This window comes from Burkholderia sp. Bp8994 (genome assembly GCF_003853805.1).
In the GTDB taxonomy this organism is placed as follows: Bacteria; Pseudomonadota; Gammaproteobacteria; order Burkholderiales; family Burkholderiaceae; genus Burkholderia.
On the sequence record NZ_QTQH01000001.1, the window covers coordinates 391,682 to 414,959 of the forward strand.

Annotated in this window: 23 protein-coding genes; 15 read left to right on the forward strand and 8 right to left on the reverse strand. The window is 65.9% G+C overall.

Annotation, left to right across the window (positions count from 1 at the left end):
* Positions 1 to 60: 60 nt before the first annotated feature.
* The 3 genes from DIE04_RS01725 to DIE04_RS01735 all read right to left on the reverse strand — a co-directional run bounded on the left by DIE04_RS01725 (position 61) and on the right by DIE04_RS01735 (position 3,265).
* Positions 61 to 1,080 (reverse strand): cyclase family protein, encoded by a 1,020-nt coding sequence (locus DIE04_RS01725; RefSeq protein ID WP_124524317.1) that lies wholly within the window; start codon positions 1,078 to 1,080, stop codon positions 61 to 63.
* Between the two features lie 66 nt (positions 1,081 to 1,146).
* A complete protein-coding gene (locus tag DIE04_RS01730; protein ID WP_124524316.1) occupies positions 1,147 to 2,427 on the reverse strand; it encodes a CaiB/BaiF CoA-transferase family protein in 1,281 nt (426 codons plus the stop codon).
* A gap of 73 nt (positions 2,428 to 2,500) precedes the next feature.
* Entirely contained in the window at positions 2,501 to 3,265 is a 765-nt protein-coding gene (locus DIE04_RS01735; protein WP_185500287.1) for an IclR family transcriptional regulator, read from the reverse strand.
* 228 nt (positions 3,266 to 3,493) lie between these two features.
* Between DIE04_RS01735 and DIE04_RS01740 the strand changes: the two genes are divergently transcribed.
* The 3 genes from DIE04_RS01740 (at position 3,494) to DIE04_RS01750 (ending at position 7,168) form a co-directional block, all read left to right on the forward strand.
* On the forward strand, positions 3,494 to 4,396 hold the full coding sequence (locus DIE04_RS01740; protein ID WP_124484795.1) for a CoA ester lyase: 903 nt from the start codon (positions 3,494 to 3,496) through the stop codon (positions 4,394 to 4,396).
* Between the two features lie 183 nt (positions 4,397 to 4,579).
* The gene (locus DIE04_RS01745) at positions 4,580 to 5,662 is read left to right on the forward strand and encodes a porin (protein WP_124519433.1); all 1,083 of its coding nucleotides are present in this window, start codon (positions 4,580 to 4,582) and stop codon (positions 5,660 to 5,662) included.
* Between the two features lie 45 nt (positions 5,663 to 5,707).
* Entirely contained in the window at positions 5,708 to 7,168 is a 1,461-nt protein-coding gene (locus tag DIE04_RS01750) for an MmgE/PrpD family protein (protein WP_124519432.1), read from the forward strand.
* Here DIE04_RS01750 and DIE04_RS29630 read toward each other — a convergent pair.
* The 4 genes from DIE04_RS29630 to DIE04_RS01770 all read right to left on the reverse strand — a co-directional run bounded on the left by DIE04_RS29630 (position 7,102) and on the right by DIE04_RS01770 (position 9,598).
* Positions 7,102 to 7,323, reverse strand: a complete 222-nt coding sequence (locus tag DIE04_RS29630) for a hypothetical protein (RefSeq protein ID WP_185500288.1) — start codon at positions 7,321 to 7,323, stop codon at positions 7,102 to 7,104. The two genes, DIE04_RS01750 and DIE04_RS29630, sit on opposite strands and share 67 nt — an antisense overlap.
* A 94-nt stretch (positions 7,324 to 7,417) precedes the next feature.
* Positions 7,418 to 8,080 (reverse strand): amino acid ABC transporter permease, encoded by a 663-nt coding sequence (locus tag DIE04_RS01760; protein ID WP_124484792.1) that lies wholly within the window; start codon positions 8,078 to 8,080, stop codon positions 7,418 to 7,420.
* Between the two features lie 29 nt (positions 8,081 to 8,109).
* A complete protein-coding gene (locus tag DIE04_RS01765) occupies positions 8,110 to 8,760 on the reverse strand; it encodes an amino acid ABC transporter permease (RefSeq protein ID WP_124484791.1) in 651 nt (216 codons plus the stop codon).
* Between the two features lie 10 nt (positions 8,761 to 8,770).
* Positions 8,771 to 9,598: a transporter substrate-binding domain-containing protein gene (locus DIE04_RS01770; RefSeq protein WP_124484790.1), complete on the reverse strand. Its 828-nt coding sequence runs from the start codon at positions 9,596 to 9,598 to the stop codon at positions 8,771 to 8,773.
* A 479-nt stretch (positions 9,599 to 10,077) separates the two neighbouring features.
* Between DIE04_RS01770 and DIE04_RS01775 the strand changes: the two genes are divergently transcribed.
* The 12 genes from DIE04_RS01775 (at position 10,078) to DIE04_RS01830 (ending at position 22,867) form a co-directional block, all read left to right on the forward strand.
* Positions 10,078 to 11,016, forward strand: a complete 939-nt coding sequence (locus tag DIE04_RS01775; protein WP_124484789.1) for a LysR family transcriptional regulator — start codon at positions 10,078 to 10,080, stop codon at positions 11,014 to 11,016.
* Between the two features lie 99 nt (positions 11,017 to 11,115).
* Positions 11,116 to 12,264: an aromatic ring-hydroxylating dioxygenase subunit alpha gene (locus DIE04_RS01780; protein WP_124519431.1), complete on the forward strand. Its 1,149-nt coding sequence runs from the start codon at positions 11,116 to 11,118 to the stop codon at positions 12,262 to 12,264.
* Positions 12,265 to 12,316: 52 nt separating this feature from the next.
* Complete coding sequence (locus DIE04_RS01785; RefSeq protein WP_124519430.1) at positions 12,317 to 13,489, forward strand: ABC transporter ATP-binding protein; 1,173 nt, start codon at positions 12,317 to 12,319, stop codon at positions 13,487 to 13,489.
* 2 nt (positions 13,490 to 13,491) lie between these two features.
* Entirely contained in the window at positions 13,492 to 14,550 is a 1,059-nt protein-coding gene (locus DIE04_RS01790) for an ABC transporter substrate-binding protein (protein ID WP_124484786.1), read from the forward strand.
* 87 nt (positions 14,551 to 14,637) lie between these two features.
* Entirely contained in the window at positions 14,638 to 15,885 is a 1,248-nt protein-coding gene (locus DIE04_RS01795) for an ABC transporter permease (protein ID WP_124485063.1), read from the forward strand.
* Between the two features lie 24 nt (positions 15,886 to 15,909).
* Positions 15,910 to 16,743: an ABC transporter permease gene (locus DIE04_RS01800; RefSeq protein WP_124484785.1), complete on the forward strand. Its 834-nt coding sequence runs from the start codon at positions 15,910 to 15,912 to the stop codon at positions 16,741 to 16,743.
* Positions 16,744 to 17,228: 485 nt separating this feature from the next.
* Entirely contained in the window at positions 17,229 to 18,578 is a 1,350-nt protein-coding gene (locus DIE04_RS01805; protein ID WP_124524315.1) for an NAD(P)/FAD-dependent oxidoreductase, read from the forward strand.
* A 55-nt stretch (positions 18,579 to 18,633) separates the two neighbouring features.
* Entirely contained in the window at positions 18,634 to 19,080 is a 447-nt protein-coding gene (locus tag DIE04_RS01810) for a RidA family protein (protein WP_124484783.1), read from the forward strand.
* 1 nt (position 19,081) lies between these two features.
* Complete coding sequence (locus DIE04_RS01815; RefSeq protein WP_124484782.1) at positions 19,082 to 19,759, forward strand: DUF1028 domain-containing protein; 678 nt, start codon at positions 19,082 to 19,084, stop codon at positions 19,757 to 19,759.
* Positions 19,752 to 20,918, forward strand: a complete 1,167-nt coding sequence (gene argE, locus DIE04_RS01820; protein WP_124524314.1) for an acetylornithine deacetylase — start codon at positions 19,752 to 19,754, stop codon at positions 20,916 to 20,918. Before DIE04_RS01815 ends, argE begins: the two co-directional genes overlap by 8 nt.
* A gap of 201 nt (positions 20,919 to 21,119) precedes the next feature.
* Positions 21,120 to 22,010, forward strand: a complete 891-nt coding sequence (locus DIE04_RS01825) for an amino acid ABC transporter ATP-binding protein (protein WP_124484781.1) — start codon at positions 21,120 to 21,122, stop codon at positions 22,008 to 22,010.
* Positions 22,007 to 22,867: a class II aldolase and adducin N-terminal domain-containing protein gene (locus DIE04_RS01830; RefSeq protein ID WP_260426174.1), complete on the forward strand. Its 861-nt coding sequence runs from the start codon at positions 22,007 to 22,009 to the stop codon at positions 22,865 to 22,867. The genes DIE04_RS01825 and DIE04_RS01830 overlap by 4 nt, the downstream gene beginning before the upstream one ends.
* A 110-nt stretch (positions 22,868 to 22,977) precedes the next feature.
* On the opposite strand, the gene DIE04_RS01835 is transcribed toward DIE04_RS01830, so the two are convergent.
* Positions 22,978 to 23,278, reverse strand: a 301-nt coding sequence (locus tag DIE04_RS01835; RefSeq protein ID WP_124524313.1) for an FCD domain-containing protein, incomplete at its 5' end; no start/stop codon positions are given.

The window sequence follows — 23,278 nt, forward strand, 5'->3', positions numbered from 1 at the left end:
CGCGCGGTCTGCGCGAAGCGGCGGACAGGGCGCCGGCGCGGGTGCGCGCGGCGCCGGCGTTCATACGGTGGCGACCGGATTGACCGGCGACCCGACGAGCCCGCGCAGGTGCAGCGGCGGCGCGGTCAGCAGGAAGCGGTTGCGCCGATGCGCGCGCAGCCAGTCGGCGAGCAGCGTCAGATGCCACAGCTCGCCGAGATGGATGCCGAGCTTGAACAGGCACAGCTCGTGCAGCGGCATCAGCGCGCCGGGCCGCTCGCGCGCCGACGCATGGCGCGGGCGCTCCTCGACCGCATGGTTGTCCGCCGCGAGCGCGGCGAGCCCCGATGCGTCGATCCATTCGAGCAGGCGCGGATCGTTGCCGTCGAGCACGCAGCACACGTCCGGCGCGGCGGGCTCGCCGAGCGCGTCGGCTTCGATCAGGCGATCGGCGAAGCCCGTATGCACGCATACGATGTCGCCGCGCTCGACGACCACATCGTCCGCGCGCAGTACCGACATCCATTCCGCGTAGCCGATCTTGCGCCGCTCGTCGCCGAAGTGGCGGCGCAGGTCGACCATCACGCCGCGCCCCTGCACGCCGGTTTGCGCCATCACCTCGATGCCGAGCGCGCGCGCACCGCCGCGCGGCGCACCCGCTTCGGGCACCCGGATGTGCTCGTCCATCCGGTAGCCGTTGTAGAACACGCGGGCGCGTTCGCCGTTGCCCGCCGGATCGAACAGCGAGCCGACGTGCGACAGTGCATCCCACTGCGTCGAGAACTGCGAGTGCATGCAGAACGAATCGTCGCAAACCACATCGGTTGCGTTGGCAACCTGTTCGTCAGCCCGATAGCCGAAGTACGGCTTGTCGCCGTGCAGCGCCGGCATGATCGCCGGCGGCCGGCGCCGCGCGTTCAGCCCGCCTCCGCGCGGCACGTCGAGCGGCAGGCTCAGCGAGAACACGCGGCCTTCACGCACCTCCGCGACGCCGCGCAGCACCGCGTCGGGCGTCAGCCAGTTCAAGCGCCCTTTCTGATCGTCAGGGCCGAAATCCCCCCAGTTCGAGCCGGGCGGCCGATGGGTCCAGCGTGGCTTCATGGTGTCTCCTCCATGCAATGTCCAGGGTGCGGCGGCCGTCGTTCGCGGCCGCCTCGCACGGCGCGCCTAGCGCGTGCGGATCACGCCCAGCCCGGCGAGCCGCTCGTATTCGCGTTCGCCGAGCAGCGGCAGCAGGATCTCGCGATTGTTCTCGCCGAGTGCTGGTGCAGGCCGGCGGAACGCGCCGGGCGTGGCCGACAGGCGCGGCGTGATGTTGTGCATCGGCAGGCTGCCGACGTCGTCGTCCGGCAGCTCGACGAGCGCCTCGCGCTCGATCACGTAGTGATCCTGAACGATCTGCGCGATGTCCTGGATCGGCCCGACCGTCACGCCTGCTTCCTCGAAGAACGCGAGATTGGCGTCGAGATCGCGCACGGCGATGAATTCGCCGACGATCGCATCGAGCGCCTCCGCGTGCTGCACGCGCTGCACGTTGGTCGCGTAGCGCGGATCGTCGATCAGGTCCGCTCGGCCGATCGCGCGGAACAGCCGCTCGGCCATCGCCTGCGTCGAGCTCGACAGGCACAGCCACTTGCCGTCGCGCGTGCGATACGCGTTGCGCGGCGCGGTGTTCGACGAGCGGCTGCCGGTGCGCGCCTTGATCTCGCCGGTCATCACGTAGTTCGCTGCAGCCGGCCCGAGGATCGACAGCAGCGGCTCGAACAGCGACACGTCGATCACCTGCCCCGCCGCGCCGTGCGCGGCGCGCGCATGCAGCGCGACCAGCACGGCGATCGCGCCGGACAACCCGGCCGTCATGTCGCCGAGGAACATCGGCGGCAACACCGGCTCGCGATCGGCGAAGCCGTTGATCGCCGCGAACCCCGCATACCCTTCCGCGAGCGTGCCGAAGCCCGGCTTGTGGCGGTACGGCCCCGTCTGCCCCCAGCCGGAGATCCGCGCGATCACCAGCTCGGGACGGATCGCGAGCAGGTCGTCCGGGCCGAGCCCCATCTTCTCGGTGACGCCGGGCTTGAAGCTCTCGACGAACACGTCCGCGTCGCGCACCAGCCGGCGGACGATGTCGATCCCCTCGGGCGCGCGCAGGTCGACGCACACGCTGCGCTTGTTGCGTCCGTACACCTTCCAGTTCGTGCTGATCCCGCCCGCGCCGACCGCGCGCAGCGTATCGCCGCGCTCGCTCTCGACCTTGACGACATCCGCCCCGAAATCGGCGAGCTGCACGCTCAGCATGTTGCCCGCCATCAGGCGCGACAGATCGACGACGCGCACGCCCGCGAGCGGCCCCCGCGCGCCGGCGTCGAACGGTTTCGGATGGATCGGGCCGGTGGACGCGCGACGGCGCGCGCCGGCCGCGTGAGCGGCCTGCGGGTCGGGAACGAACATGCTGGTCTCCTGGTTGGTGGGTGAGTCGTTCGATGCGGACTTCGAAGTGCGCGCGCTCGGCCGCGCGCCGGCGCTACTCGAGCAGCGCGCCGAGCTGGTCGGCTGCGCGAAACGCCGCGCCCGCGGCGGGCAGATCGCCGCCCAGCGCACGCGTCAGCTCGGCGGCGGCCGCCTGCACGCGCGGCAGGTAGTCGGCCAGCACCTTCTTGTTGAAGCGATAGCGCGGCACGCCGAGCGAGATCGCGCCGCTCAGCACGCGTCCGACGCCGAACGCCGGGCACGCGATCGCCGCGCTTTCCGGGTCGCGCTCGGCGATCGATACCGCGTAGCCCTGCTCGGCCGTCTTCTCGTAGTCGCCGCCGCGCGTGCCGCTGAACGCGAGCAGCACGCGCCCGGCCGCGCCGACGTCGAGCGGAAAGCGGTCGCCTTCGCGCAGGTGCGTGCGCACCGAGCGCTGCGCCTGGATGCGGAACAGGCACACACGCTGATCCCCTTCGCGTACGTAGAACGCGGCCGTCTCACCGGTTTCCGCCGACAGCGTCGACAGGATCGGCATCACGTACTCGCGCAGCTGAAACGACTCGCGATACATCATCCCGAGCTGGAACACGGCGGGCCCCAGCACGTAGCGCCCATCCGGCAGGCGCTTGATGAAGCGGAACTGCTCGAGCGACTCGAACATCCGCAACAGCGTGCTCATGTTGAGCCCCGTTTCCTCGCTGACCTGCGCGAGCATCAGCCCGCCGGGCGCGTTGCCGAACGCCAGCAGCGCGGTCAGCGCGCGGTTGACCGCGGCCACGCCGCCCTCTGCGGGATTGCTTGTCTCCATCTTGCTCATGTCCACCTCGTGCGATGCCGGCAGAGTCGTGCTGCTGCGGCCGGCATCTAAAAATGAAAGTGGCTTTCATTATACGCAGATCGTCGACGACAGCAACATGAATCAACACAGATTCACTCGCTCGTCATTTCTGAAAATCCCCTTGAAAACTAGGCGTTAACGATAATCTTGACGAATGCCAGCATCCGCCACAAAAATGAAAGCGGCTTTCATTTTCGTGGATCATCGATGGAATTCTCGTCTCAACCGGTCTGGCGCTCGCTGCTGTACGTCCCCGCCCACGTCCCCCGTTTCGTCGCTTCGGCTGCCGCGAGCGACGCCGACGCCCTGATCCTCGATCTCGAGGACAGCGTCCCGCCAGCATGCAAGGAGGCCGCCCGCGACGGGCTGGCCGATGCCGTGCCGGCGTTGCGCGCGCCGGGCCGCGACGTGCTGGTGCGCGCCAACGGCCCGCTCGACCTGCTGGTGCCCGACCTGCGCGCGGCCGTCCGGGCCGGCGTGGACGGCGTCGTGCTGCCGAAGGTGCGCGGCGGCTCGCACGTCGAGGCGATCGACGAACTGCTGGCCGCGCTCGAAGAGGAAAGCGGCGCGCAGCCGGGCCGCACGCGGATCGTCGCGATCGTCGAAACGCCGCGCGCGTTCCAGGCGATGGACCGGATCGCGCAGGCATCGCCGCGCGTCGTCGCGATGATGCTGGGCGGCGGCGACTTCGCGCTGAACTGCGAAAGCGCCGCGAGCGCCGACGTGCTGCGCGTGCCGAAGCAACTGCTGATCATCGCCGCGCGCGCCGCCGGCGTCCTGCCGCTCGGCCTCATCGGCGGCCTCGACGAGCTACGCGATCTCGACGCGTTCGAGCGCGTCGCGCGCGCGTCCGCGGAGCTCGGCTATGCGGGCGCGACCTGCATCCATCCGCTGCAGGTCGGCGCGCTCAACCGCGCGTTCCGTCCCGACGAAGACGCGGTGCGCGACGCGAATGCGGTGCTGGCCGCCTACGACGACGCGTGCGCGAACGGGCGCGGCGCGCTGCGCGTCGACGGCAGGATGGTCGACGCGCCCGGCGTCGCCCGCGCGAAGCGCGTGCTCGCGCGGCACGCGGCCGTGCAGGCGCGTGACGACGGCGCGCCCCGGTGATGCACGCGCCGCCCTGTATCGCCGTGCTTCACCCCGGCACGTGCGCACGTCGCGCGTGCGTCCCGCCGCGACGCAGCCGGTTCGCCGCCCGGCCCGGATAGCGCCGCCCGCGGCACCGCCGCGCCGCTCGACCAGCGCGGCGCCGCAATCAAACAAACAACAAACCCTCGAAGGAGACTAGCCATGGGCAAGCGAATGTCCGCATTGTGCGGACTGGGCCTCGTATCGGCCGGCGCCTGCGCGCAAAGCACGATCACGCTGTACGGCGTGGCCGACATCTATACGGAATTCCTCACCCACCAGGCCGCGCCCGGCGACAAGTCGTCGGCATCGCTCGTGCGGATGGCGTCGGGCGGCAAGAGCGGCTCGCGCTGGGGCCTGAAGGGCGTAGAGGATCTCGGCGGCGGCTGGCAGGCCGCATTCCGGCTCGAAAGCGGCATCAACCTGAACAACGGTACCGGCACCGGCGCGGGCGGCTTCGACCGCTCCGCGTGGATCGGGCTGCAGCACGAGCGCTGGGGCACGCTGCGGCTCGGCCACCAGTATTCGACGCTGTTCGACGTCATGGAGCGCTATTCGCCGACGGGCGCGTACTCGACGCTGTACGAGCCGGCCGGCGCGATCGTCGGTGTCAACTTCCGCGAGAACAACGTCGCCAAGTACCTGGCGAAGATCGGCTCGCTGACGCTCGAAACGCACTATTCGTTCGGCGGCACGCCCGGCGCGTTCCAGGCGAATGCCGCCTACGGCGCCGGCTTCGATTATGCCGGCGCCGCATTCTCGTTCGCCGCCGCATTCGACAACGTCAACACGCCGCAGCCTGGCGGCTTCGCGCATTTTCGCCGCTACGCCGCCGCCGCGATCGTGTCCGTCGACCGCGCGCAGCTGCTGGCCGGCGTCACGCACGGACAAAGCGGCGTCGCCACGCGGTCGGTCGTGACGAACTACACGTTCTGGTGGGCCGGCGTGCGCTACATGATCACCCCTTACCTGCAGGCGCTCGGCGCGTTCTATTACGAGGACATCCGTGCGCAGAATCCGCCGGACGCGCAGGCGAGCGCACCGCACCCGGCCAACCCGCAGCAGGTCACGCTGCAGCTGAACTACTTCCTGTCGAAATCCGTCACGCTGTACCTCGCGGGCGGCTACGCGCGCCGCGCCGCGCTCGATTTCGACAACTACAACTACAACTTCCTCCACTACACGCTGGCCGCCGACCGCGCCGGCAGCGCGGGCGTGGCGCTCGGCCTGCGCAAGCTGTTCTGAGCCCGCCTCTCTCGCCCTTTCAGGAACCTTCGGAGTCTTCAAACCATGAACCGCCGCCACTTTCTTTCCACGCTGACCGGCGCCGCGCTCGCGCTACCACTTGGCCCTGCCCGCGCCGGCTCGCTGCCGGCGGCCGCCGGCAGCCCCGATCTCGCGCAACAGCTCGCCGACTACGCGGCCGGCCTGCAGTATCGCGACCTCGACGCCGCGACGATCGAGACGATCAAGGCGCATCTGATCGACGCGCTCGGCTGCGCGATCGCCGCGCACGACGAACGCCCGGTGCGGATCGCGCGCGACGCGGCGCTCGCGTCGCCGGACGGCGTGTCGACGATCGTCGGCACGAACCGACGCACGAGCCCCGATCTCGCCGCGTTCGCGACCGGCACCGCGCTGCGCTACTACGATTTCAACGACGCGTACGCCGGCAAGGAAACCGGCCATCCGAGCGACAACATGTCCGCGTGCCTCGCCGTCGCCGAAGCGCAGCATGCGAGCGGCCGCGACCTGATCCTGTCGATCGCGATCGCGTACGAGATCGCGTGCCGGCTGATGGACGCCGCCGCGATCAGCCCGCGCGGCTGGGACCACACGTGCTACAGCCTGCCCGCCGTCGCGCTCGCCGCCGGCAAGCTGATGCGCATGCCCGCGCCGCAACTGGTGCAGGCGGTCAACCTGTCGATCAACAGCCATCTCGCGCTGAACCAGACGCGCGTCCAGCAGCTGTCGAACTGGAAGGCGCTCGCCGATGCGGACGCGGCGCGCAACGCGGTGTTCTCGACGCAGCTCGCGCGCGCGGGGCTGACCGGCCCCGCGCCGATCTTCGAAGGCATGGCGGGGTTCTTTCCGCAGGTGTCCGGGCCGTTCGCCGTCGATACGCGCGAATTCGGCGGGCGCGACGGTGCGTTCCGGATCGGCAAGTGCTTCGTGAAGTTCTATCCCGCGCAAGGACTCACCCAAACCGCGATTCCGGCCGCGCTCGACGTCGCCGCGCAGGTCGGCGACCTGCGCCGCATCCGACGCATCGAGATCCACACCACCGCGGTCGGCTACGTGACGGCCGGCCGCGACCGCGAAAAATGGGCGCCGTCGACCCACGAGACCGCCGATCACAGCCTGCCGTACATCGTCGCGCGCGCGATGCTCGACGGTGACATCACGACCGAGAGCTACCGGCACGACGCGCTGCACGATCCGGCGCTGCGCGCGCTGATCGAGCGGGTCACGGTGCAGGAGGACCCGGCGCTGACCGCCCGCTATCCGGCGCAGGCGCCGAACCGGGTGACGGCCGTGTGCGAAGACGGCACGACCTGCGCGAAGCAGGTGGACGAGCTGCCTGGCTCGCCGACGCGGCCGATGCGGCGCGACGACTACGAGGCGAAGTTCGCGAAGAACTGCCGGCGGCACTGGAGCCCGACGCAGATCCGCGCGGCGCTCGATTACCTGTGGCGGCTCGACGAGCAGCCCGACGTCGCGACGCTGCCGCCGCTGCTCGTCGTAGGCTGAGCCGCGTGCCCCGCCCAGGCCTCCGCCACGACGCCATGCCGCTCGAGCACTTGCGCGACCTCGACGATGCGGCCGCGCAGCCACGCGTGCGCGTCGCTGCCGTCGTAGCGGCGGTGCCGGTACAACGACCACGCGACGTGGCTCCATGGTGGCACGGGGATCGCCAGTCAAAACGAAATCGACCTCGCTTTCATCGGCGAGGTCGGTCATCCGTATTCAACCGGCGACTATGAGCCGCCGCGAACAGCATCAGGCGAGCCGGCGCGCGACGCGGCGCTCGACTGCGGTGCCGGCCCAGGTCGACATTTCGACCAGGAGCAGATAACAGACGGACAGCGCAAGCAATGTCTCGACGAAGGCAAAGCTCGCGGAGCCGATCCCGGTCAGCACGAACGTCAGCTCGGGAACCGTGACGATCGACAACACAGCGGTCTCTTTGCTCAGCACGATCGTCAGGTTGGTCAGCGCCGGCAGGATCAGTACCGTCATCTCCGGCAATTGCACACGAAAGGTCGTTTGCCACCATGTCATGCCGAGGCACGAAGCCGCTTCGACATGGCCGCGCGGCACCGCCTCGAAGCCGGAGCGGAACGCCTCGGTGAAATAGGCACCGGCATAGAGTGCGAGACCCACCACGCCCGCCGTCAACGGATCGAACGTCAGGCCGAACGACGGGCCGCCGTAATACAGCAAAAACAGTTGCACGAGAAACGGCGTGCCTCGGAACAGCTCGATATAAACGCGAATCGCCGCGCGTACATAGCGGCCGCACGCCTGCTGGGCAAGCGCGCAGCCAAAGCCGATCGCTGCACCCGCCAGCGTGCTCGCGACCCAGGCGCCCACCGTCGTCGCGAGCCCCGCGCCGATCTGCGGAAGGTTATTCGTGATCACATGGGGATTGAAAGTCAGCATCGAAAGCTCCGGCAAGGATTAGGGCCCGTTCATGCGGCCCGCAGGCGCCGCTCCGCACCGTGCGCGATCAACGCGAGCGCACCGCACAGCAGGAAATAGATCATGCCGGCCGCCACATACGCTTCGAGAGGCTGATACGTGCTGGCAGCGATGTTCTGCGCGGTGCGCGTGATTTCAGCCACGCCGACCACCGAGATCAACGACGATGCCTTGATCAGCAATACCATTTCGTTGACGAGCGACGGCAGCGTCATCCGCACCGCCTGCGGCACCTGGATCCGCCACAACCGATCCTTCGCCGACAGGCCCAGCATCGTCGCAGCCTCGATCTGGCCGCGCGGCAGGTTCACGAATCCGCCCCGCAGGATTTCCGCGATGTAGGACGCCGAGCACAGCGACACGGCGCTGACGGCGGCCGTCACCGGCGATACGTTGAGCCCGACGAACGGCAGGACGTAGTAGACGAGCAGCAACTGCACCAGCAGCGGCACACCGCGAAACACGCGTACGTATGCCCCCGCCGCGGCGCGGATCGCCGCTTGCGGCGCAAGACGGCCGCAGCAGATCACGAGACCGATGAAGAAGCCGAGCACCAGCCCCGCCGCCGAGACTTCGAGCGTCATCGACGCTGCGCGAAACAAGAGCGGCAAGCCGTCAATGAAGGTGGTCAGACTGAACATGGCGTTGCGCTCAGTAGTTTGGCGTCGGCATCTCGGCCGGCAGCGCCGTCGCGACACCGAACCACTTGCGCTGCAGCGTGGCGAGTGTGCCGTTCTTGTCCAGCGTGACGAGCGCCCCATTGAATGCGCTGGCCAGTGACGTGCTGTCGGCATCCTTGCGCAGCGCATAGGCGAAATAGACTTTCGTGCCGAAGGCGGGTTGCACGACGGAGAACACGGCCGGGCGCTGCTTCGCGACATAGGCGACGTTGGTCAGCGAGTTCGCGACGGCGGCGAGGCGTCCGGCCGCGAGATCCGCATACGCCTGGTTGTTGTCGACATATTCGCGGATCGTCGGCGGCTTCGGCAACGTCGCCGCGTAGCTCTTCAGCTGTTCGAGCTGCGCACTGCCCTTGCCCGCCCCCACCACCTTGCCGGCGATATCGGCCGATATTTTCAAGCTTCCGTCGCTCGCGCGTTTGAGCAGCGCGTCGGTAGCCTCGGCGATCGGCAGCGAGAACGCATAGCGCTCCATCCGTGCCTTCGTTACGGTCAGCGGACCTGCAACCATATCGAACTTGCCGGCGTCGAGACCCGGCAGCACGCTTTCCCACGGCAGATCGACGAAACGCACCTTGACGCCGACGATCTGCCCGACCGCCGCGAACAGGTCCTTGTTGAAGCCAGCCTGCTGGCCGTTCTCCAGAAAATCAAACGGCGCGAACTGCATCTCGGTGCCGACGACGAGCTCGCCGCGCTGCTTGACGCGATCGAGCATGCTGTCCGCATGCGCGGCCACGCTGCCTGCCGCCAGCGTCAATGCCACGAGCAGGGAAGTCCAGGGTTTGAATCGTTTCATCTGTCGTACTCCAGTCGAGGTCGAAATGATGGGATGAAATGCCGGACGTTCGCCAGATCGGCCCTTGGCCGAGCGCATCCGCCGCCGTCAGCTGAATCTACGTGGACAATTTGTCGGCGAAAATATTGTTTTCCGATCCACACGGAAGCTTTTATCTATGAAGCCCGTGTAGCCGAGGCATGCCAATGGATCACAGTGGCCGTTCGCCACGTCGATCGCAAAAAATCGGACCATGGGCTTCCAGGGCAGCGCACACGCGAATTGCACGATTTTGACGCGCGCCGCACCAACACGATTCATTCTTCCCCCCGATAAAGTGCATTGCCCGAAAGAAGCGGAACCCGATAAATCGTCGGCATAAAAGCGCAAAGCAAAAAATTATGAAAGACTCCCATATCAATGTTTTTGGCTATGCAAAATGAGCGGCACGTCCCGTCAAGCGGACCGTTCCCGATTGAATCCTGTGCGAGCCCTGCTTCATGGAAAACATTGCATTGCGGTATTCGCTGCGCCAGTTGCGCTACTTCGTCGTCACCGCCGAAACCTTGTCGTTTACCGCGGCGGCACGTCAGCTGCACATCTCGCAACCGTCGATCTCGACCTCGATAGGCGAGCTGGAATCGTCATTCGGCATCCAGCTGTTCATTCGCCATCGCGCGAGCGGTGTGTCCTTGACGCCAGCGGGACGCGACGTGCTCGGCCAGGTGCGCAACCTGCTGAAAAACGCGGAGGAACTGCAGACGATGGCGCGTGAAATGGACGGCGGCATGACGGGCACGATTGCGCTCGGTTGCCTCGTCTCGCTTGCGCCGCCGCTGATGCCGGCGATCATGAGCCGCTTCGTCACCGAGCACGGCGGTATCGGCTTTCGCACCATCGAGGCCAACCAGGACGATCTGCTGCAGGCATTGACCAACGGCACGCTGGACATGGCGCTCACCTACAGCCTCGACCTGACCGAAGACATTGCGTTCACGCCGCTCGTCACGTTGCCGCCATATGCGATCCTGCCGCTCGGACACCGGCTCACGCGCAGCAAGAAGGTTGCGCTCGCCGATCTGCTCAACGAGCCCTATGTTCTGCTCGATCTGCCGCACAGCCGCGAGTATTTCGCCGGACTGTTCGATCCGCTCGGCCGACGCCCGTCGCCGACGTTCCGCTCGTCGCAGCCGGAAGTCGTGCGCGGCATGGTGGCCAACGGTCTTGGCTTCAGCATTCTCAATTTCCCGCTTCGTTCGACCAGCACGGTCGACGGTTCAAACTTTGCCATCCGGCCGTTTCGCGACGACGTCACGTCGATCACCCTCGGCATCGCGATGTCCCGCTACATGAAGCCGCGCCAGCTGGTCACGCGCTTCGCGCAATTCTGCGAGACCTACATACCTGAAGTGCACATCCAGGCAACGCCAGCTGAATAGGAAAAAACTGGCAGTCACATCCGAAAAGAATAGTTGGTCTTGGATTTTGACTTGCTAAATTGCTCGTCACTTGATCAGTGTCCTTGTTTCGGAGCCAGGATGAGCACCATTCCCGCAGCACGTCAGGCTGTCGACGCGATCGTGCGCGATCTGAAGGGCAATTGTGAACGCGACTTTGGCGATGCCCGCGCGATGCCGCCGGCGGTCTACACATCGCCGGAATTTCTCGAGCGCGAACAGCAAACGATCTTCCGCAACGAATGGCTGTGCATGGGGCGTGCGACAGCACTGCCGAATCCGGGCGACTTCCTGACCGCCGAGATCGCCGATCAGCCGATCATCGTGATCCGCCGCGAGGACGGCACGCTGCGCGCGATGTCGAATGTCTGCCTGCATCGGATGTCGACGCTGCTCGAAGGTCGCGGCAATGTGCGCCGGATCGTCTGTCCATACCATGCATGGAACTATTCGCTCGACGGCGATCTGCGGGGCGCACCGATGATGGACAGGCAGGACGGTTTCTGCAAGGACACCTACAAGCTGCCGCAGGTGCGCTGCGAGATCTGGCAAGGCTGGATTTACGTCACGCTCGATCACGACGCTCCGCCCGTCGCGACGCAGTTGAAGGAACTCGACGAGCTGATCGCCGACTACGATATGTCGTCCTATGTCGAGACCTTCCACGAGGAACACGTGTGGAACACGAACTGGAAGATCCTCGCGGAAAACTTCATGGAAAGCTACCACCTGCCGATGCTGCATCGCGCGACGGTGGGCCCGCATTCGAAGCTCGACGAGATGGAGTGTCCGCCAGGGCGGCCGGCCTTCAACTATCACTGGATCACGAAGGAAGCATCGCTGCCGATCGGCAACGCCCATCCAAACAACACCCGTCTGCAAGGCCAGTGGCGCAAGACGACTGCCCTGCTCGCGATCTACCCGACCCATCTCGTCACGCTGACACCGGGCTATTTCTGGTATCTGGTCCTGCAACCGTTGGGCGTCGATCGCGTGCACATCCGCTTCGGCGGCGGCTTGTCGCCGGAATTCATCGACGATCCGCAGGCAGCCGGATACATGGCAACGCTGAAGACACTGCTCGACGAAGTCAATCTCGAAGACCGGCGCGGTGTCGAGGCAGTGTTCCGCGGCGTGCACGCACCGCTCGCGAAACCCGGCCATCTGAGTCACCTGGAGCGGCCGAATTACGACTTCGCACGTTATCTCGCGTCGCGCGTGGCAACCTGAAACGTCGCCGGATCGCGACGCAGTCCGACACATCATCTCATTGAATCTTTCGATGGCCAGTCAACCCTACATTTCGTTCGTCGGCGTCAGCAAGTCTTACGACGGCCGGCATGCGGTCGTCGACGGACTCGATCTCGACATCGATCAGGGTGAATTCGTGTCGCTGCTGGGGCCGTCCGGCTCCGGCAAGACGACGACCCTGATGATGCTCGCCGGCTTCGAAACACCGACCGACGGCACCATCCTGCTCGACGGCCGCCGCCTCGACGACAAGCCGCCGCACCTGCGCGACATCGGCATGGTGTTCCAGAACTACGCGCTGTTTCCGCATCTGACGATCGCGGAGAACGTCGCGTTTCCGCTTTCGGTGCGCAAGGCCCCGCGCGACGAACGCAAGGCGCGGGTGAAGCGCGCGCTCGACATGGTCGAGCTGTCGCATCTTGCATCGCGTCGTCCGGCGCAGTTGTCGGGCGGCCAGCAGCAGCGCGTCGCGCTGGCGCGCGCGCTGGTGTTCGAGCCGCGCGTCGTTCTGATGGACGAGCCGCTCGGCGCGCTCGACAAGCGGCTGCGCGAAACGATGCAATACGAAATCATGCGGCTACATCGCGAGCTGTCGCTGACCGTCGTCTACGTGACGCACGATCAGAACGAAGCATTGACGATGTCGGATCGCGTCGCGGTTTTCTCGGACGGTCGCATCCAGCAGGCAGCGACGCCGACCGAGCTGTACGAGAACGCCCAGAACGCGTTTGTCGCGAACTTCGTCGGCGAGAACAACGGTTTGACCGGGCGGGTCGGCGCGCTCGACGGCGAACTCGCCACGCTCGTGCTCGCCACCGGCATGACGATCCGCGGGCGCCGCGGCAGCCATGTCGAGTCCGGTGACGCCGGGACGCTCGCGTTGCGTCCCGAGCGAGCGCAGGTGTTCGCCGCCGGTGCGACCAACCTGCCCGCGGACGTGAACGCACTCGCCGCGACGGTGCGCGACATCGTGTACTGCGGCGATCATCATCGGGTGCTGCTCAAGCTCGGCGGCGACGCCACGATGGTCGTCAAAGTGTCGAACACGCGTCTCGTCGCGCTGCCGCCGATCGGCGCCGCAGCTACGATCGTGTGGCGTTACGACGATTGCAAGGTGCTGTCGTCGGCGGTCGCCCGGGTCTCCAGTTCCGCCGTTCGCTTACCCGTTCCACCCGTTGCCGTGCCCTTCGCCGCTGGAGTCTGAAAATGAAAAACCCCCACTACGCCGTTCTTCGCCGCACCGCGGCGGTCGTGATCGCGCTTGCCGCGCTGCCCGCCACCGCTCATGCAGCGGACACGCTGTCCGTCGTCACGTTTGGCGGCGCATATGAGACGGCCGCGCGTCAAGCGTGGTTCGATCCGTTCACTGCGAAGACCGGTACGAAATTCGAAACCGAGTCCTACGACGGCGGTCTCGCGAAGCTGCAGGCCATGGAACAGGCGAAGAATCCGACCTGGGACCTGATCGACATGGAGACCAACGACGCGATCAATGCATGCGACGAAGGTCTACTCGAGAAATTCGACAGCAAGACGATCGGCAATACCGCGGATTTCCTGCCCGGCGCGCTGCGAGATTGTTCAGTTGCCGCGATGGTCTGGTCGACCATCTACGCTTATGACGCGTCGAAGCTGAAGACTGCGCCGACCACGATCGCCGACTTTTTCGATCTGAAGAAATTCCCCGGCAAGCGCGGCCTCAGGAAATCGCCGAAGGTCACGCTCGAATGGGCGCTGATTGCCGACGGCCTGGCACCGGCCGACGTCTACAAGGCGCTGGTCACGCCTGCCGGAGTCGACCGTGCATTCAAGAAGCTCGATACGATCAAGTCGAGCATCGTCTGGTGGGAAGCCGGTGCGCAGGCGCCGCAACTTCTCGCGGACGGCGCGGTGACCATGGTGCAGGCCTACAACGGCCGGATCGACAGCGCCGTTCACAAGGACAAGAAGCCGTTCAAGACCGTCTGGGACGCGCAGGTGTACGACTACGAATGGTGGGGTGTGCCGAAGGGCGCGAAGCACGCAGCGCTCGCCAAGCAATTCATCGCCGCGTCGTCGCAGCCGCAGGCATTCGCCGACCTGTCGAAGTACATCGCTTATGCGCCTCCGCGCAAGGCCTCGCTGCAACTGATCGACAAGACCCGCCTTGCCGACCTGCCGACCGCGCCTGCGAACTTCAAGCGCCCGATTCAGATCGACGCGAACTTCTGGGCCGACAACGGCGATACGCTGAACAAGCGCTTCCAGACGTGGCTCAGCCAGTAAGCCGAATCTCATCGAAGTCGTAGTGGTTTTGCGCGACGCGTTCCAGCCGGGCCGCGTCGCCCTGGAGTTCCGATGAACGACTCAACCATGCCCCCCGTGACGGCAGCCGGGCCGGCGCTCGCCGGCGCGCGCGCCGCCAAATTCCGCCAGGCGCGGCGCAAGGCGGCGATGCGCGCGCTGCTGCTGACGCTGCCTCTCCTCGTGTTCCTGCTCGCGACGTTCATCGCGCCGATCGCCTCGCTGCTCGCGCGCAGCGTGCGCAATCCGGAGCTGTCCGATGCCATGCCGGCTTTCGCGCAAACGCTGCGTCAATGGGACGGCCGGGGCTTGCCGGGCGATTCCGCCTTCGCAGCGCTCGCCACCGCGCTGAAAAGCGCGTCCGACGCCGGCACGCTCGGCAACGTGGCGCGCCGGATGAACTTCTACCAGCCGGAATTCCGCAGCCTGCTGCTGAAGTCGGCCCGAGCGGTGCGGGCTCAGGACGTCGTCACGGCCTGGAAACCGGTCCTGCTCGCTGCCGATGACCGCTGGGGCGAGCCCGAAACGTGGCGCCTGCTGAAACGCGCATCGTCGCGCTGGACGCCCGACTATTTGCTGAACGGCGTGGACGCACAGGTTTCCCCCGCGGGCGCGATTCATGGCGTGCCCGCGAGCGGCGCGGTGTATCGCACGGCGTTCGTGCGCACGGTGTCGATCAGCGCAACCGTCACGCTGCTGTGCCTGCTGTTCGCGTATCCGGTGTCGTGGCTGCTCGCCAATCTGCCGGCGAAACAGGGCAACCGCCTGATGCTGTTCGTGATCGTGCCGTTCTGGACCTCGCTGCTCGTGCGCACGACGGCGTGGTACGTGCTGCTGCAACCGGGCGGCGTGATCAATCGCGTGCTGCTCGCACTGCATGTGGTCGATCATCCGATGCAACTCATCTTCAATCGTGCCGGCGTGCTGATCGGCATGACTCACGTACTGCTGCCCTACATGATTCTCGCGATCTACTCGGTGATGAAAAGCGTGCCGCCGATCTACATGCGCGCCGCGCAGTCGCTCGGTGCTCACCCGGTGGTGGCGTTCTTCCGCGTGTATGTGCCGCAGACGCTGCCCGGCATCGGCGCCGGCTGCTTTCTCGTGTTCGTGCTGGCGCTCGGTTATTACATCACGCCGGCGCTGCTCGGCGGCGCCGGTGACGAGATGATCAGCCAGTTGATCGCGTCGCAAACCAACGACCAACTGAACTGGGGTCTTGCGGGTGCGTTGTCCGCGTATCTCGTGATCTTCACCGCCGTGTTCTATTTCATCTTCAACCGGCTCGTCGGCATCGACCGGCTCCGGTTCGGCTGACGCCTGACGTCACTGGAGCGCCCCGTGTCCGTCAATCCCAACAGTCTTCCGTCGACGCGCGTTGCTACCGCATGGGTGCGCATTCATTGCGCGCTCGTGCTGTTCTTTCTGGTCGCGCCGATCCTCGTGATCATTCCGCTGTCGTTCAACTCGGGGGCGTACTTCTCGTATCCGATGGACGGCTTCTCGCTGCGCTGGTATGCGCAGGCATTCGGCAGCCCGGACTGGCAGCGTGCGTTTATGAACAGCATCGCGATCGGCTGCGCATCGACCGCGATTGCGACCGGTCTCGGCACACTCGCCGCCATCGGCCTCGCACGGGACGACTTCCCGTTCCGTTCGCTGATCATGCCGCTCCTGATTTCGCCGATGATCATCCCGATCGTCGTGGTCGCGGCCGGTTTCTATCTGATCTTCGCGCCGCTTGGGCTGGTCAATTCGTATCCGGGCGTGATCCTCGCGCATGCGGCGCTCGGCACGCCGTTCGTGGTGATCACGGTGACGGCGTCCCTGCTGTCGTTCGATCAGAGCCTGTTGCGCGCGGCCGCCAATCTTGGCGCCGCACCGTGGACTACCTTTCGGCGCGTGACGCTGCCGTTGATCCTGCCCGCCGTCGCGACGGGCGGCGTGTTCGCGTTCGCGACCTCGTTCGACGAGGTGATCGTGATCCTGTTCATCGGCGGGCCGGACCAGCGCACCGTGCCCCGGCAAATGTGGAGCGGCATTCGCGATCAGATCGATCCGTCGATTCTCGCCGTCGCCACCGTGCTGATCGTGTTCGCGCTGCTGCTCTTCACCAGTATCAACTGGCTGCGCGGCCGAGCTCAGGCAGCGAGCGCCGCGCGCGAGCCGGCCTAGTTGGCTTTCCGTCCTGGCCGGCCGGCGCTGCGCGACCATTGCCGTGCCGCCGCGCTTTCGCGAAACCCGCGCGCCTGGCGCGATTGCCCGCACCGTCCCGGCTTTTGCCTTTGTCCAATGATGGCCCCGGCGCGCCCAGGCTTGCGCGTTCACCGCGCAACTTGATCGAAACGCGCCGTCAGCGTCCGGTGCAAGTGGCTTCGGACCGAGGTGCCTTATTCATGTACATGTCTGCATAGCCAAACCTGATGCAAAGCATTTTTTAAATATATTTTTCGGATTCTCTCGACAGGCGTAGATTTTCCCGAAGACCGCGCAATTCAACGCGAGGAAGGCCTTGCGACTCGGATCGGTTCGAACTGCGGATTCACTTCCGTTCCTTTCCCGCACGATACAAGCGTCGACCCGTCGCGTCGTGAGCGTTGTGACGAAGACGGATTCCAGCCCATGAACAACCAAATCGATACGCATCAGGAAGAACCATCATGACCGTGGAAGTCACATCAATCGATACGCTGGTGGTCGGCGCCGGGCAAGCCGGTGTCGCGATGAGCGAACACCTTGGTGCACTCGGCGTGCCGCATCTCGTGCTTGAACGCGATCGCATCGCGGAACGCTGGCGCACCGGCCGCTGGGATTCGCTGGTTGCAAACGGTCCGGCCTGGCATGACCGCTTTCCGAACCTGACGATCGGCGGCGTCGATCCGGACGGCTTTGCGACGAAGGACCAGATGGTCGACTACTTCGTCGAATACGCGAAGATGATCGACGCGCCGATCCGCACCGGCGTCGAGGTCAAGCGCGTGGTGCGCGATGCCGGCCGCCAGGGTTTCGTCGTCGAGACTTCCGACGGGACCCTCCACGCAAACCGGGTCGTGGTTGCGACCGGCCCGTTCCAGCGGCCGATCATTCCGGCCATCGCACCGGTCGACCCGGCCCTGACGCAGATTCATTCGGCCGACTATCGCAATCCCGCACAACTGCCCGCCGGCAACGTGCTGGTCGTCGGCGCCGGCTCGTCGGGTGTACAGATCGCCGACGAGTTGCAACGTTCGGGCCGCCAGGTCTATCTGTCGGTCGGTCCGCACGACCGTCCGCCGCGCGCCTATCGCGGCCGCGATTTCTGCTGGTGGCTCGGCGTGCTGGGTCTGTGGGACATGGAAGTGATGAGCCCCGGACGCGCGCACGTGACGATCGCCGTCAGCGGCGCGGATGGCGGCCACACGGTCGATTTCCGTCGCCTCGCGCACCAGGGCGTGACGCTCGTCGGCCTGACGAAGTCCTTCGATCACGGTGTCGTCACGTTCGAAGAGGATCTCGCCGCGAACATCGCGGCCGGCGACGAAAACTATCTGTCGCTGCTGGACGCGGCCGACGCCTATGTCGCGAGCAACGGTCTCGATCTGCCGGAAGAGCCCGACGCGCGTCGGATCCCGGCCGATCCGGCATGCGTGACCCACCCGCTCGCCGGCCTCGACATCGCTGCGGCGGGCGTTACGTCGATCATCTGGGCAACCGGTTACGCGAACGATTATGCGTGGCTGCAGGTCGATGCCTTCGACGAGAACGGCAAACCGAAACATCAACGCGGCGTGTCGAAGGAGCCCGGCGTCTATTTCGTCGGTCTGCCGTGGCTGTCGCGTCGCGGCTCCGCGTTCATCTGGGGCGTCTGGCACGACGCGAAGCATGTGGCCGGGCATATCGCGACGCAGCGCAGCTATCAGAGCTATCACGAATCCGCGGCGCAACGTGTGACGAAACCCGCGCAGCACGACGTCGCTCCGGCTGAGCCGGAAGTCACGCTACCCATGGTGACCCGGGCCGCCGCGCACTGATCGTCGCACCGAGCCGAACCGCGTAGTTTATTGAACCCCCTTCCCGGAATTCACGATGAGCCAGCCTACCCACACCCGTATCCGCATGTTCAATACAAAGGATACCTATCCGAACCAGACGCTCGACAACGACCTGTGCCAAGCCGTGCGCGCCGGCAATACCGTGTACGTGCGCGGTCAGGTCGGCACCGATTTCGACGGCAACCTGATCGGCCTCGGCGATCCGCGCGCGCAGGCCGAGCAGGCGATGAAGAACGTGAAGCAGTTGCTGGAGGAAGCCGGCAGCGACATCACGCACATCGTGAAGACGACGACCTACCTGATCGACCCGCGCTATCGCGAGCCGGTGTATCAGGAAGTCGGCAAGTGGCTGAAGGGTGTCTATCCGATCTCGACGGGACTCGTCGTGTCGGCGCTCGGCCAGCCGCAGTGGCTGATGGAGATCGACGTGATCGCCGTGATTCCCGACGGCTGGCAGCCGGCGCCCGCGACCGGAGTGTGACATGACGTTCTCGATCGTCGGACGGTGTGCCGAAACCGGACAACTCGGCATCGCGATCAGTTCATCGAGCATTGCGGTCGGCGCGCGCTGTCCATGGGTTCGCGCCGGCATCGGCGCCGTGGCGACGCAGAACGTCACGCTGCCGTCGCTCGGCCCGCAGGTTCTCGATCTGCTCGGCGGCGGCGCGCCGGACCCCGCGCAGGCGCTCGAGGCCGCGCTTGCCACCGACCGCTGGCGCGACTATCGGCAACTCGCCGTAGTCGATGCGCAGGGGCGGGCCGCGTTCCAGACCGGCGCACATGCGCTCGGTCTGCACCATGCGGTGGCGGGCGAGCAATGCGTCGCCGCCGGCAACATGCTGGCGAGCCGCGACGTGATCGACGCCATGGTGCCTGCGTTCGAGAACACCCCCGGGCTGCTCGCCGACCGTCTGCTCGCCGCGATGCAGGCGGCGATCGACGCCGGCGGCGAAGCCGGCCCGGTCCATTCGGCCGCGCTCAAGATCGCCGATACGCAGGTGTGGCCGCTTGTCGACCTGCGGGTCGACTGGACCGATGACGCGCCGATCGCCGCGCTCGCCGCGCTATGGCACGCCTATCGTCCGCAGATGCAGGATTACGTCACTCGCGCGCTCGATCCGACCGCGGCACCGAGCTACGGAGTACCAGGCGATGAGTGAGTCGACCCGCCCGACCAGCCGCGCGCTGCTCGCCAAGCTGATCGCATTCGAAACGGTCAGCCGCGATTCGAACCTCGCGATGGTCGAGTTCATCCGCGACTATCTGGCCGGCTACGGCATCGACAGCGAGCTGTTCTACAACAACGAGCGCAGCAAGGCCAACCTGTTCGCGACCATCGGGCCGCGCGATCGCGGCGGCATCCTCCTGTCGGGCCATACGGATGTCGTGCCCGCGGACGGCCAGGCGTGGACCGTCGAGCCGTTCGAGATGAGCGAGCGTGACGGCCGGCTGTACGGCCGCGGCACCGCGGACATGAAAGGCTTTCTCGCTTCGGTGCTGGCGGCAGTGCCGATGTTCGTCGAGCGCCGGTTGACGCTACCGATCCATCTGGGCTTTTCGTATGACGAGGAGATCGGCTGTCTCGGCGTGCGCCCGATGCTGACCGAACTCGCAACGCGTCCGCACCGGCCTGTTCTGTGCGTGATCGGCGAGCCCACCGAACTGAAGCCGGTGCTGGGCCACAAGGGCAAGCTGGCGATGCGGTGCCACGTCAAGGGTGCCGCGTGCCATTCGGCGTATGCACCCTACGGCGTCAATGCGATCCAGTACGCGGCCCGTCTGATCAACCGGCTGGAGGAGATCGGCGACCGCCTCGCTCAACCGGAACATCACGACGAGCGTTTCGATCCGCCGTTTTCGACGGTGCAGACCGGCGTGATTCGCGGTGGCAAGGCGCTCAACATCGTCCCCGAGGCGTGCGAGTTCGATTTCGAAGTGCGCACGCTGCCGGGCTTCGACGCCGATCAGGTGATCGACGAATTGCAGGCCTACGCGCAGGAACACCTGACACCGAAGATGCGCTCGGTCCGCGCGGACTGCGACATCCGGATGCAACCGCTGTCGGCCTATCCCGGCCTTGCGACGCCCGACGACGGCGACGCAGCCCGCCTGTTGGCGATCCTCAGCGGATCCAGCGCGTTCGGCACCGTTGCGTTCGGCACCGAAGGGGGGCTGTTCGGAGCGGCCGGCATCCCCACCGTGGTCTGTGGGCCCGGCAGCATGGATCAGGGCCACAAGCCGGACGAGTTCGTCACCGTCGAGCAATTGCGTGACTGCGATTCGATGCTGCGGCGCCTGGCGGATCATCTTTCCTCATAAAGACCGGCGGCCCGCTTGGCCCGGCTCGCGGCAGGTCGGGTACGGCGCCGGTTTGCATAGGGAAAACTTTCGACCTGCATCCAAAAAGAGTTTTTTTCTATCAATATCGACCGCGTAAAGTCGATCCATCGCCTTGGCATCCCGTCTATTGCGCCGCATCGGGCCCGCACGGCTCGATGACCCTACCTGATCGAGGTATTTATGAACGCAGTCAGCCACATTCACGAAAGCGAGCTTGCCGTGACGCGTGCCTGCGCATCCGCGTCACCGCTCATCGAGGTCGACGGCCTGCACAAACGTTTCGGTGACGTCGATGTGCTGCGCGGCATCGACATCTCGATCGAGCGTTCCGAAGTGGTCTGCCTGATCGGCCCCTCGGGCTCGGGCAAGAGCACGCTGCTGCGCTGCATGGCGGCGCTCGAAACCTACGATCACGGGACGATCCTGATCGAGGGCGAGACGCTCGGATATGTCGAGCGCAACGGCGCGCGCGTGCGCGCCTCGTCCGGCGAGATCAACCGCGTGCGCCGCAACATCGGCATGGTGTTCCAGCAGTTCAACCTGTGGCCGCACATGACCGTCCTCGGCAATGTCACCGAAGCACTGCGGCGCGTGCGCCGGATGCCGGCCGCCGCGGCGAACGAGATCGGTGGCCGCATGCTCGAGATGGTCGGGATGTCCCACAAGGCGGATGCCTATCCGCTGAAACTGTCGGGCGGCCAGCAGCAGCGTGTCGCCATCGCTCGCGCGCTGGCGATGGAGCCAAACATCATGCTGTTCGACGAGCCGACTTCCGCACTGGATCCGGAACTCGTCGGTGAAGTGCTGCAGGTGATGAAGCAGCTCGCCCGCGACGGCATGACGATGGTCGTCGTCACGCACGAGATGGGCTTCGCTGCTCAGATGGCCGACCGCGTGGTGTTTCTCGATCATGGCCGGATCGCCGTGAGCGGCGCGCCGGGCGAGGTGTTCCGCCGCTCCGAGAATCCGCGCCTGCAGCAGTTCTTGCAGAACTACCGCGACCGCAACGCGTTCTGGAACGCTACCGACACGAGTGCGGCCACGGACAGCGTCGTCACCGGGAGTCGGTGAACGAACCCCGCAACCCACGCACGCCGGTTTTGGCGAGGCCGGCATCTCTGCCACAGCCTCTTTGGTGTGGCGATCAACGCAAAATCCTTCACTTGCACCTGCACGTTCGGCGCCCTTCTCTACCAATCTTTCCCATGAACGAACTCCAGCTTCGCATCGATCTCGCGGCCGCCTTCCGCTCTTTCGCCCGCTTGGGCATGCATGAAGCGGTCGCGAACCACTTCAGCCTCGCCGTTTCCGACGACGGCTGCCGCTTCCTGATGAACCCCAAATGGATGCACTTCTCGCGCATCCGTGCGAGCGATCTGGTCCTGCTCGATGCCGACGATCCGTCGAGTCTTCAGAACGGCAGAATCGATCCGACCGCGTGGGCGATCCACGGTCAGTTGCACAAGCGCTTGCCGCACGTGCGCGTGGCGATGCACCTGCACCCGGTGTTCGCCACCGCGATCTCTACGCTGAGCGATCCGACCATCCTGCCGATCGAACAAAATACCGCACGTTATTTCAATCGCGTCGCGCTCGATACGGCGTTCTCCGGCATGGCCGACACCGAAGACGAGGGCGCGCGCCTCGTGGCGCTGCTGAAAGACAAATCGCGCCTGATGATGGGCAACCACGGCGTGCTGGTGACGGCGCCGACGGTCGGCGAAGCCTTCGACGACATGTACACGCTCGAACGCGCCTGCCAGATCCTCGTCAACGCATATGCGACCGGCAAGCCGATCAACGTGCTGTCCGACGAAGTGGCCGAGAAAACGGCTCGGGACTGGGAACGTTTCCGCGATTTCTCGATCGCTCATTTCGACGAGATGAAGCGGATTCTCGACGTCGAGGAACCGTCTTATCGCGAGTGACCGGAAGGGCTGCGCCAGAGGTTGCGGTTGAAGATCCGCGCCCCGTCCTCCTTTGCCTTGCGTCTCGTCGGTGCGGCCCCGCGATGCGCGTGTGCGTCGCGGACCGCCCGTTATTTCGCGTACAGCTTGACGACGCTCGCTTCCACGACCCGCGTGATTTCCTCCATCCGCCAGCGGATGTGCGTGTCGGTCAACGCAACGCACCGTTCGGTGTCGCGCGCGGCGAGCGCGTCCAGGATCTCCAGGTGCTCGGTGAAGGCCTCGTCGCGCCGTTGATCGACGTCGACCCATCGCACGTAGTGAATCCGCGCGTTGATTCCCTGCAGTACGCGCCCGATCTCCGCATTGCCCGACAGCGCTGCAAGCTCCAGGTGAAACAGTTCGTCCTTCAGGACGAGCTCCGACGACGGC

Bases quoted from the DNA above. Each gene is read 5' to 3' on its own strand.
- DIE04_RS01770 (WP_124484790.1), bottom strand. From the start codon at position 9,598: ATGAAACGATTCAAACCCTGGACTTCCCTGCTCGTGGCATTGACGCTG.
- DIE04_RS01795 (WP_124485063.1), top strand. From the start codon at position 14,638: ATGCCCCCCGTGACGGCAGCCGGGCCGGCGCTCGCCGGCGCGCGCGCC.
- argE (WP_124524314.1), top strand. From the start codon at position 19,752: ATGAGTGAGTCGACCCGCCCGACCAGCCGCGCGCTGCTCGCCAAGCTG.
- DIE04_RS01785 (WP_124519430.1), top strand. From the start codon at position 12,317: ATGGCCAGTCAACCCTACATTTCGTTCGTCGGCGTCAGCAAGTCTTAC.
- DIE04_RS01775 (WP_124484789.1), top strand. From the start codon at position 10,078: ATGGAAAACATTGCATTGCGGTATTCGCTGCGCCAGTTGCGCTACTTC.
- DIE04_RS01825 (WP_124484781.1), top strand. From the start codon at position 21,120: ATGAACGCAGTCAGCCACATTCACGAAAGCGAGCTTGCCGTGACGCGT.
- DIE04_RS01765 (WP_124484791.1), bottom strand. From the start codon at position 8,760: ATGTTCAGTCTGACCACCTTCATTGACGGCTTGCCGCTCTTGTTTCGC.
- DIE04_RS01790 (WP_124484786.1), top strand. From the start codon at position 13,492: ATGAAAAACCCCCACTACGCCGTTCTTCGCCGCACCGCGGCGGTCGTG.
- DIE04_RS01740 (WP_124484795.1), top strand. From the start codon at position 3,494: ATGGAATTCTCGTCTCAACCGGTCTGGCGCTCGCTGCTGTACGTCCCC.
- DIE04_RS01735 (WP_185500287.1), bottom strand. From the start codon at position 3,265: ATGAGCAAGATGGAGACAAGCAATCCCGCAGAGGGCGGCGTGGCCGCG.
- DIE04_RS01750 (WP_124519432.1), top strand. From the start codon at position 5,708: ATGAACCGCCGCCACTTTCTTTCCACGCTGACCGGCGCCGCGCTCGCG.
- DIE04_RS01805 (WP_124524315.1), top strand. From the start codon at position 17,229: ATGACCGTGGAAGTCACATCAATCGATACGCTGGTGGTCGGCGCCGGG.
- DIE04_RS01730 (WP_124524316.1), bottom strand. From the start codon at position 2,427: ATGTTCGTTCCCGACCCGCAGGCCGCTCACGCGGCCGGCGCGCGCCGT.
- DIE04_RS01815 (WP_124484782.1), top strand. From the start codon at position 19,082: ATGACGTTCTCGATCGTCGGACGGTGTGCCGAAACCGGACAACTCGGC.
- DIE04_RS01810 (WP_124484783.1), top strand. From the start codon at position 18,634: ATGAGCCAGCCTACCCACACCCGTATCCGCATGTTCAATACAAAGGAT.
- DIE04_RS01780 (WP_124519431.1), top strand. From the start codon at position 11,116: ATGAGCACCATTCCCGCAGCACGTCAGGCTGTCGACGCGATCGTGCGC.
- DIE04_RS01725 (WP_124524317.1), bottom strand. From the start codon at position 1,080: ATGAAGCCACGCTGGACCCATCGGCCGCCCGGCTCGAACTGGGGGGAT.
- DIE04_RS01745 (WP_124519433.1), top strand. From the start codon at position 4,580: ATGGGCAAGCGAATGTCCGCATTGTGCGGACTGGGCCTCGTATCGGCC.
- DIE04_RS01760 (WP_124484792.1), bottom strand. From the start codon at position 8,080: ATGCTGACTTTCAATCCCCATGTGATCACGAATAACCTTCCGCAGATC.